Source organism: Micromonospora sp. NPDC004336 (assembly GCF_053602615.1).
On the sequence record NZ_JBSGDY010000302.1, the window covers coordinates 1 to 3615 of the forward strand.

General features: G+C 77.4%; 6 protein-coding genes. 2 read left to right on the forward strand and 4 right to left on the reverse strand.

The window, feature by feature from the left end; translation table 11 throughout:
- Positions 1-599, reverse strand: a 599-nt coding sequence (locus tag ACWENR_RS30025) for a hypothetical protein (protein WP_452280314.1), incomplete at its 3' end; no start/stop codon positions are given.
- 120 nt (positions 600-719) lie between these two features.
- On the opposite strand from ACWENR_RS30025, the gene ACWENR_RS30030 reads away from it, so the two are divergent.
- The gene (locus ACWENR_RS30030; protein ID WP_452280315.1) at positions 720-923 is read left to right on the forward strand and encodes a hypothetical protein; all 204 of its coding nucleotides are present in this window, start codon (positions 720-722) and stop codon (positions 921-923) included.
- Here the strand turns inward: ACWENR_RS30030 and ACWENR_RS30035 are convergent.
- The 3 genes from ACWENR_RS30035 to ACWENR_RS30045 all read right to left on the reverse strand — a co-directional run bounded on the left by ACWENR_RS30035 (position 920) and on the right by ACWENR_RS30045 (position 2603).
- Positions 920-1399 carry a hypothetical protein gene (locus ACWENR_RS30035; RefSeq protein WP_452280316.1) on the reverse strand — a complete coding sequence of 160 codons (480 nt, stop codon included), beginning with the start codon at positions 1397-1399 and terminating at the stop codon, positions 920-922. The genes ACWENR_RS30030 and ACWENR_RS30035 overlap by 4 nt on opposite strands.
- Complete coding sequence (locus ACWENR_RS30040) at positions 1396-1608, reverse strand: phosphatidylethanolamine-binding protein (protein ID WP_091106963.1); 213 nt, start codon at positions 1606-1608, stop codon at positions 1396-1398. Before ACWENR_RS30040 ends, ACWENR_RS30035 begins: the two co-directional genes overlap by 4 nt.
- Positions 1609-1721: 113 nt before the next feature.
- Positions 1722-2603, reverse strand: coding sequence for a universal stress protein (locus ACWENR_RS30045; protein WP_452280317.1), 882 nt, complete (start codon positions 2601-2603; stop codon positions 1722-1724).
- Between the two features lie 119 nt (positions 2604-2722).
- Between ACWENR_RS30045 and ACWENR_RS30050 the strand changes: the two genes are divergently transcribed.
- Positions 2723-3469, forward strand: a complete 747-nt coding sequence (locus ACWENR_RS30050; protein WP_452280318.1) for an SAM-dependent methyltransferase — start codon at positions 2723-2725, stop codon at positions 3467-3469.
- The last annotated feature ends 146 nt before the right edge of the window (positions 3470-3615 follow it).

Here is a 3615-nt window from a genome sequence, read left to right on the forward strand (position 1 = left end):
CCTGACCTAGGCTGAAAAGCGTGCTGCACGTCGATCCGATCTCCACCGTAACCTCGGCCGCCGCGCCGACGGTGCTCGCGGCCACCCCGCCGCCGCCCGGACAGGGCGCGCCGGTCGGCGTACGGGCGCACGTCCGGCCACACCATCTGGGCCTCGCGCAGGAAGATGTCGGCCCCGGTCGGGCCGATGCCGGGGAACTCGGTCAGCAGGCGGCGCAGCGCCTGCGGCTCGCCGCCGGCCTCCCGGTGCAGCCGGCGCAGGTCGCCGCGCCATCGGTCCAGGCACAGCCGGGCACCGGTGCCGAGCATCGTCGAGGTCCGCTCGTCGTACCGGCGGTAGTGGCCCCGGCCCAGCGCGTCGACCCGGTCCTGCCAGCTCGCCGCCTCCATCGCCTGCGGGGTCCGGTAGCCGGCGGCGAACAGCTCCCGGGCGGCCGCCACGGCCACCCCGGCGCGGATCCGGGTGCTCAGCAGCGTGGCGAGCACCAGCAGCTGGTAGAGCGGGGCGGGGCGGTCGGCCAGGCCGATGCCCGCCTCCTCGGCGTACGTGTGACCCCGCCGGTCCAGCAGGACCCGCGCCACCTTCCGGTCGTCGCCCATCCTCCCCGTGTACCCGCTGCGGGCCGGGTCAGCCCCGGGACCGGGCGCCCCGGCCGGCATGGCGCCGACCGCGCCGGGTAACCGGGACGCGACACGGTCGGACCCCGGAAGGAGAGACCCGTGGTGAACCCGCAGCAGGAGGAGTTCCGCCGCAACAACAAGGGCGCCACCAGCCAGGACAGCAAGGGCCCGAACCCGAGCGGCCACCCGCGCAACCGGGGCTCGTCGCGCGGCGACGAGGGCCGCCCGGTGCCGCGCGGGCAGGTCTCCCCGTACGGTCCCGCGACGGAGCCGGTCGCCGACGACGAGAGCGCCCGGGGCTAACCGCCCCGGCCCGACACGGGCGGCCGCAGCCGGTTCCAGGTGGCTGCGGCCGCCATGCCGTACGCGACGTGCGGCACGACGTCGGCCACCCAGTCCGACGGCCGCCAGGTGCGCGGGTCGGTGACCCCGAGCAGCGTCATCGACCCGTCGGACATCGTCATCACGCCCCCGCCGAGTACCCCCGTGCCCAGGGCCAGGGGCATCCGGCGGCCCCGCGCCAGCAGCGCGTAGCCCACCCCGGCGGCCACGCCCATGCCGTAGCCGAGCAGGGGCCCGAGGCCCGAGCGGCGGTTGGCCGCCCGGTCCTCGGGCCCGAGGTCCACGTGCGCGACCCCGGCCAGCCGCCCGGCGGTCGCCTCCGGGGTGCTGCTCGCCGGCCGCCCCCGCAGCACCATGTCCAGGTAGCTGACCACGTTCAACGCGGCGCTGCCGACCGCGCCGGCGATCGCCCCGTCGGCCAGGTGCGCCGCTCTCACTTCGGGTCGCCCGGTTCGCGCTCGCCCTTGGGCCCGTACACCCGCTCACCGCGGACGACGCCCCGCTGGCCGCGGTCGGACTGCAGGATCCGGTTGGCCACGTCGTTCGCCTTGTCGTCCGGCACCCGTCGTCCCGAATCGTCGATCGCGTCGCGGATGCGCGCCCGCTGCTTGTCGTACGCGTTGCTGCCCGGCCGTGGTCCTGGCATCGCTGCCTCCTCCGGTCGTCCTCGCCGTTGGCGTACCGCGCTCGTCTACCCGCCTGCGCCGGGGCCAACCGTCGCGCGTGACGGCGGCGGAGAGCGCGACCCCGCCGGGCGGCTCAGTGGGGCGCGCGGACGACGGCGACCGGGCAGTCGGCGTGGTGCAGCAGGGACTGGCTCACCGAGCCCAGCAGCAGGCCGGTCAGCTCGCCGTGCCCGCGCCGGCCGACGACCAGCAGCTGGGCCCGCCGGGACTGCTCGGCGAGCACCGTGGTGGGGCGGCCCCGGACGGTCTCCCGGCTGACCGGCACGTCCGGCCACCGCTCGGCGAGCCCGGCCAGCGACTCGGCCACCACCCGCTCCTCCTCGGAACGCAGCTCGGTCTCCTCGTACACGAGGGGCTGCATGTCGCCGGGGCCGGTCGAGGCCGGGTGCCGGTAGGCGTGCACCGCGACCAGCGGCGCGCCGCGCAGGGAGGCCGCCTCGGCGGCGAACTCCACGGCGAGCCGCGACGTCTCGGAGCCGTCGACGCCGACCACCACGGGCCCGTCGGCGCGGTCCGTGCCCCGCGCCACCAGCACGGGGCAGTCGGCGTACGAGGCGACCTGCACGGCGACGGAGCCGACGACCAGGGCGGAGAACCCGCCGAGGCCCCGGTCGCCGAGCACGATCATCGCGGCGGCCGGCGACTCGCCGAGCAGCACCGCGGCGGCCTCCCCGTCGATGATCTCGCCCGAGATCCGCAGCCCGGGCACCGTCGCCTCGGCCTCGGCGGTGGCGGCGGCGACGACCTGTTCCGCCTGGTGGCGCAGGCCGGAGCCGGGCGGGCCGCCGGCGGGCGCGTCCACCGGCACGTGCAGCAGCGGCCAGATGAACCCGTGCACGATCCGCAGCGGGCGCTGCCGGCGGGCCGCCTCGACGGCAGCCAGCCGGACGGCCCGCGCGGCCGGCTCGGAGCCGTCCACGCCGACGACCACCGCCGCGCCGTTCGCCGAGTTCACCGCCCACCTCCCGCCGGTTCCCGGCCAGTATCGCGGCCGGCCGCGGGGCGGCGGGGCGATACCGCGCAGGACGACCGGTCGGTACGCTGTCGACGACCGCCGGGGAGGGAGCGTCGTCGATGGTGGAGCCGGACCAGCCGAGCACCGCGCGGATGATCGACCACTGGCTCGGCGGGGAGCACCACTTCCCGGTCGGCGTGGCGGCGGCCCGCGCCTTCGAGCAGGCGTACGGGCCGTGCGCGCCGGTCTTCCGGGAGCTGCGGGCCTTCCTGGGCCGGGCGGTGCGGGCGATGGCCGCGGCGGGGGCGGACAGCTTCCTGGTCTTCGGCGCCGGGGTGCCCACCATGGGCAACGTGCACGAGGTCGCCCCGGACGCCACGGTGCTCTACACCGACGTCGACCCCGTCACCATCCGGCTCGGCCAGCGCCTGCTCGCCGGCAGCGACCGGGCCGGCTACGGCTACGGCGACGCCACCGACATCGGCACGGTCGACCGCGCGCAGTTGCACCGGTTCCTGCCGGGGTGGGGGAGGCGGCCGGTCGGGGTGGTCTTTCTCGGGCTGGCGGCGTTCCTCGACGACGAGACGCTGGCCCGCACCCTCGACGAGCTCTACGAGGCGACGGCGCCGGGCAGCCTGCTGGCGGTCGACTTCGACACCGAGGAGCTGGCCGGGCATCCGGAGGCGCTCGCGATGATGGGTCCCTCGTTCCGGATGCGCGCGCCGGCCGCGTTCGCGCCGCTGCTGGGCCGGTGGACGCCCACCGAGGACGGCATCGTCCCGATCGCCCGGTGGCGTCCCGACGGCCCGCCGGCGCAGGTGCCGGACGCCTTCCACGGCGGGGTGGCCGTCCGTACGGCCGGCTGACGGCCCGCCGGCAGCGCTTGCGGCGGGCCCGGCCCGAAGCCGCCTCCGCGCGGCCTGGTCGGGCCGGCGCGCGCGATCCGGTGCCGGCCCGCGGAGGCGGGCGTCCCCAGGTCCAGCGTGATGTTTCCGGAGCCCGCCTCGGCGTC

Coding starts and splice junctions, on each gene's coding strand:
- ACWENR_RS30040 (WP_091106963.1), bottom strand. CDS start 1,608: ATGCCAGGACCACGGCCGGGCAGCAACGCGTACGACAAGCAGCGGGCG.
- ACWENR_RS30050 (WP_452280318.1), top strand. CDS start 2,723: ATGGTGGAGCCGGACCAGCCGAGCACCGCGCGGATGATCGACCACTGG.